The following is a 4,401-nucleotide window of genomic DNA, read 5'->3' as shown; positions in this document are numbered from 1 at the left end:
GGGCAAGGTCGACCGTGCCTGCCTTGCCCTTTTTGCCCTTGTCGTCGAACTGGACCTGGTCCGGCTTCTCATTGGGGTCCTGTTGCTGCTCGTCCTCTTCGTCCTTCTTCTCGGCGATGAGCTTTTCCAGGACGGCGAGGTTGGCCTTGGCTTCGGGCCAGTCGGGTCGCAGCTTCACCGCCTCGTTGAGGCTGACTACTGCCTCATCGAGCTTGTCGAGATGGGCCAGCGCGCTGCCCTGATTGTAATAACTCTCGGCAGTCCTGACCTGCGCAAAAGCGTCGATCGCGTCGGAAAACTTGCCCGCCCGATAAAGTGCCGCGCCGCGCCACATGGGGTCAGCGAAATGCGCCGCAGCACCGGCATAGTCGCCCTTGTCGAAGGCAAGCCGCCCCTGCTGGTCAGGCGTCAGCCACATGCCGGCGAAATCGAACCCGGCAGCGTTGGCGCGGTCCGGTGCAACAAGGGTTGCCACGACGAGGGCCGCGAAAGCCCATTGCACCGTCCAGCCGCGACGGAACCAGAACGCACCGAGCACGGCGATGGGAATGATGAGCCACCAGCCGACATCGAGCCAGCGTGTGTGGCCTTCGGCGAGCTTGGCCTGCAGATGGCTTTGCACCCGCTGCGCGATCCAGCGGATGTCGCTGTCGTCCATGGTGATGGTGGCGACGCGGACGCCGGCATCGCGCCCGAGCGCCTGCAACTGCGCGACATCGAGTTTCGCAATGACGCGGCCACCGCCTTCGGACAGGAACTCGCCCTCCCCGGTCTTCACCGGCCCGCCTTCTTCAGTGCCGAYACCCAGAACCATGATCTCATTGTTGCCGGCATAATTCTTGAAGGCATCCGTCGCCGCCGGCTCGACGCCGTCGGTGAGGAAAAGCAGCGTGCCCGGCACCTGCTCGTTTTTCAGCCCGGCTTCGACGGCTAGCAGCGCCTTGGCCGTATCCTTGCCCTGCACGGGCATGATCCGTGTCTGCAGCGCATTGACATAGGTCTTGACCAGATCGGCGTCGTCGGTCAGCGGCAGCACCATGTGGGCCGAACCGGCATAGGCGTAGACAGCGGTGCGCGCGCCGGGCCTGAGCTTGAGCAGGTCCTGGACCTTGAGCTTGACGCGCTCGAGCCGCGACGGCGAAATGTCGATGGCGTCCATCGTCTGCGAGACGTCGATCGCCAGCACCAGCGGCGCCCTGTCTTCGACAAAAGGCGGCTGCTGACGCTGCCATGTCGGTCCGGCCGCCGCGATGGCGCCAAGTGCGATGACCACGGCGATGAAATGCACCGGCCGCCACCGCTTGCTGCTTTGCCGATCGATCAGAAGACTGTCGAGCAGATGCGGGGCGATGAGCCCACTCAACCTTGCTCGCGCGTCGGTCTGCCGGGACACCAGAAACACCAGCGCAATGGCGGCCAAGATGGCCAGAAGCCACCATGGTCGCAGGAAATGAAAATCCCCGATCATGAGGCCTGCCCTGCCCGGTCGACAGGCTTGCGGCGCAGAACGACCCACAGCCACGCGAACAGGTGATAGGCGATCAGCAACAGCAGGGCAGCGCCCAGGGGATAGCTGAACAGCTCGATCTTGGGACGCCAGGACAGTGTCGTCTGGTTGGCGGGCGTGATCTTGTCGAGGGTAGCGTAGATATCCGCCAACTGGTTCTGGTCCTGCCCGAAGAAATAGCGGCCGCCGGTCGTCGTGGCGATCTTCTGCAGCGCGGCGATGTCGAGCTTGTCTTCGCCGGTGGCGCTGGGGTCGCCGATGCCGACCGTGTGGATGACGATCTTGTTCTGGCTGGCGATATCGGCCGCGCGGTCCGGCGGCATCTTGCTTGCCGTATCGTTGCCGTCGGTCAAAACGACCAGCACCTTCTCCGGCGCCTTGCTGTCGGCGAACATCTTGATGGCAAGGCCGATGGCATCGCCCAGAGCCGTTCGCGGCCCCGCCATGCCGGGCAGCGCGTCTTCGATCATGGTCTGGACGGTGAGATGATCGAGCGTGAACGGCACAAGCGGATACGGCGCGTCGCCGAAGGCGATCAGCCCGACGCGGTCGCCCTGCCGGCGCTTGACGAAATCGGCGACGACCTGCTTCACGGCATCGACGCGGGCTTCAAGCTGGCCCGTCGGATCTCGAAAATCGCGCGYGTCCATCGATTGGGAGAGATCGAGCGCCAGCATCAGGTCGCGCTGCGGCTCTGTCTTGGTAATCGGGGGCTCGACAAACTGGGGCCGTGCCAGAGCCAGCACGATGAGAAACCAGCACAGCGGCGCGAGCAGCCTTTGCACCCAGTTTGTGCGCGGTATGACCGAACCTTGGGTCGGCACAACGCCGGCAGCATCGGCCACCTCGCCGAAGAACGGGATGCGGATGGCGGCGGTTTCCTCGCGGTAAGCCGGCACCAGCCACCAGATCAGCAATGGCAGCGGCAGCACCGCAAGCAACCATGGGTACTCAAGCTGATACACTATGGCCCTCGATCCATCGGCGCGCGGAGGCCGCAAACATGCGCGCGTCATCCTCGCTGACAGCGGTGCGCGTTTGCCTTGAACGGTATTCGAGATCGTCGAGCAACTGTGCGGCCGGCTCAGGAAAGGATTTTTCGCCGCCATGCTTGCGCAGGAAAGCGAGCCAGTTTCCGCCGCTGAGCGAGGCCACGGCATCGCGCGGCCAGGCGGCGAGCGCGACACGCTTCAGCAGTTCGGGCATGGCTTCAAGGGCTTCAGCGCGCGCCGCTGCATCGCCGAGCGTCTGTTCGATCCTGGTCAGTTCGGCAAGCGCCTCGCGACGATAGCGGTTAGCGACGCGCCGCCTGTGCCAGCGCCACACGGCAAGGACAAGCAAAGCTGCGGCTATCAGCGCAAGCAGCGCCCAACCCCAGGTCTGCGGCATCCATGAGACAGGCGTTGGAACGGCGATGTCAGCCAGCTTTTCCAGCGCCAGTCTGGTCAGTGGATCCTGTTGGGGCTGTACCGGCTCCATGGTCAGCGCCTTCTTTGCCGCCAGGCAAGCTGGCCCAGCGTTCGGCGCAGTTGCGGTGCGGTTGCCTCGGCTGCGGAAACCAAAAGCATCGGCAGGCCGAGTTCCTTTTGCCAGGCCATCAGCTCATCGCCGCGCTTTTTGGCGAAATCGGCAACCCCGCTCCGGACCCTGCCGTGCCCGAGAGGCAGCTCGGCCTGCATCGAGCCGCCGCTGACGACGATGTGGCCGGTCTCAGGCAGCTCGAGCAGAAACGGATCGTAGACCAGCACGGCAATCACGTCGTTGCTGATCGTCAGCCGCAAAAGCAGGTCGCGGGTGCGCGGACCATGGCCCTCGAAATCGCTGATGACCACGACCAGATGATCGTGACGCGCCACATTGGCGACAGCCTCCAACGCGACGTCGAGCTGGCCCGAGCCGCGATGGTCGGACAGATCGGCCTTCAGCTCGTCGGCATTCTGTTTTGCGATCACGCCGGCGAGTTCAATCACTGCCGCCCGGCTTCGATGGGGTCGTAGTTCATCGATGCGGGTGTCGTTGAAGACGAAGCCGCCGACACGGTCGCCGAGGTTCATCACCCGCCAGGCGCAGAGCGCCGCCGTCTCCGCCGCCGACACCGATTTCATCATCAGGCGGCTGCCGAAAAACATGTTCATGCGCTGGTCGACGACGATCAGCGCGGGCCGATCCTTCTCTTCGTCATAGACGCGAACGAAAGGCTTGCCGGTGCGCGCCGTCACCCGCCAGTCGATGGTGCGGACGTCGTCGCCTGGCAGGTAGTCGCGCAGTTCCTCGAAGGAAAGCCCGCGCCCCCGCATGTTGGAGGCGTGGCGGCCGGCGAGCAGGCGATTGACGGGTTGCTTGCGGAGGAAATTGAAATCCCGCGCCGCTGCTTCCAGCGCCACCAATTGCTCGACCGTCGTATACACCCCCTCGGCTGACGCCGTGGTGCGCGGCCTCGTCAGCCCCTTCGACCGTCCCAGCGCTGACAAGGAGAAGCCCATGGATGCCTCCGTCAGGCGACCGCCACCAGTTCGACGACACGATCGACCACCTGGTCGGCGGTGACGCCGGCGGCATGCGCCTCGTAGGACAATATCAGGCGGTGGCGGAAAACGTCATGTACCACCGCCTTCACATCGTCGGGACTGACATAGTCGCGGCCCTTGAGCCAGGCGTAGGAGCGGGAAACCTTGTCGAGCCCGATCGAGCCGCGCGGACTGACGCCGACCTGGATCCAGCTCGCCAGATCCTTGTCGAGCTTGGCCGGCTCACGCGTCGCGTAGACAAGCGCGACGATGTAGTTCTCCACCGCTTCGGAAACGGTGATGCCGCCGATCTGCTTGCGCGCGTCAAAGACCGATTTGGGGTCGAGCTTGGCGGCTTGCTTGGCTGCGGGTTTGGCGCTGCCATCC

At 64.5% G+C, this 4,401-nt stretch carries 5 protein-coding genes; all 5 read right to left on the bottom strand.

The window, feature by feature from the left end; all coding sequences use genetic code 11:
* Positions 1 to 1,468: vWA domain-containing protein (locus AC1DUU_RS24405; protein WP_476785962.1), on the bottom strand; the 1,468-nt coding region annotated here is incomplete at its 3' end.
* Positions 1,465 to 2,472, bottom strand: coding sequence for a vWA domain-containing protein (locus AC1DUU_RS24400; protein WP_476785961.1), 1,008 nt, complete (start codon positions 2,470 to 2,472; stop codon positions 1,465 to 1,467). The genes AC1DUU_RS24405 and AC1DUU_RS24400, both read right to left, overlap by 4 nt.
* Positions 2,459 to 2,986 (bottom strand): DUF4381 domain-containing protein, encoded by a 528-nt coding sequence (locus tag AC1DUU_RS24395; RefSeq protein WP_476785960.1) that lies wholly within the window; start codon positions 2,984 to 2,986, stop codon positions 2,459 to 2,461. Before AC1DUU_RS24395 ends, AC1DUU_RS24400 begins: the two co-directional genes overlap by 14 nt.
* Before the next feature lie 2 nt (positions 2,987 to 2,988).
* On the bottom strand, positions 2,989 to 3,990 hold the full coding sequence (locus AC1DUU_RS24390; RefSeq protein WP_476785959.1) for a DUF58 domain-containing protein: 1,002 nt from the start codon (positions 3,988 to 3,990) through the stop codon (positions 2,989 to 2,991).
* Between the two features lie 11 nt (positions 3,991 to 4,001).
* On the bottom strand, positions 4,002 to 4,401 hold a 400-nt coding region (locus tag AC1DUU_RS24385; RefSeq protein ID WP_476785958.1), incomplete at its 5' end, for an AAA family ATPase.

It is taken from the genome of Aminobacter sp. P4_H6_2 (assembly GCF_056400805.1).
Note: the sequence above shows the minus strand (reverse complement) of the source record. Positions and strands in the feature narration are given on the sequence as shown.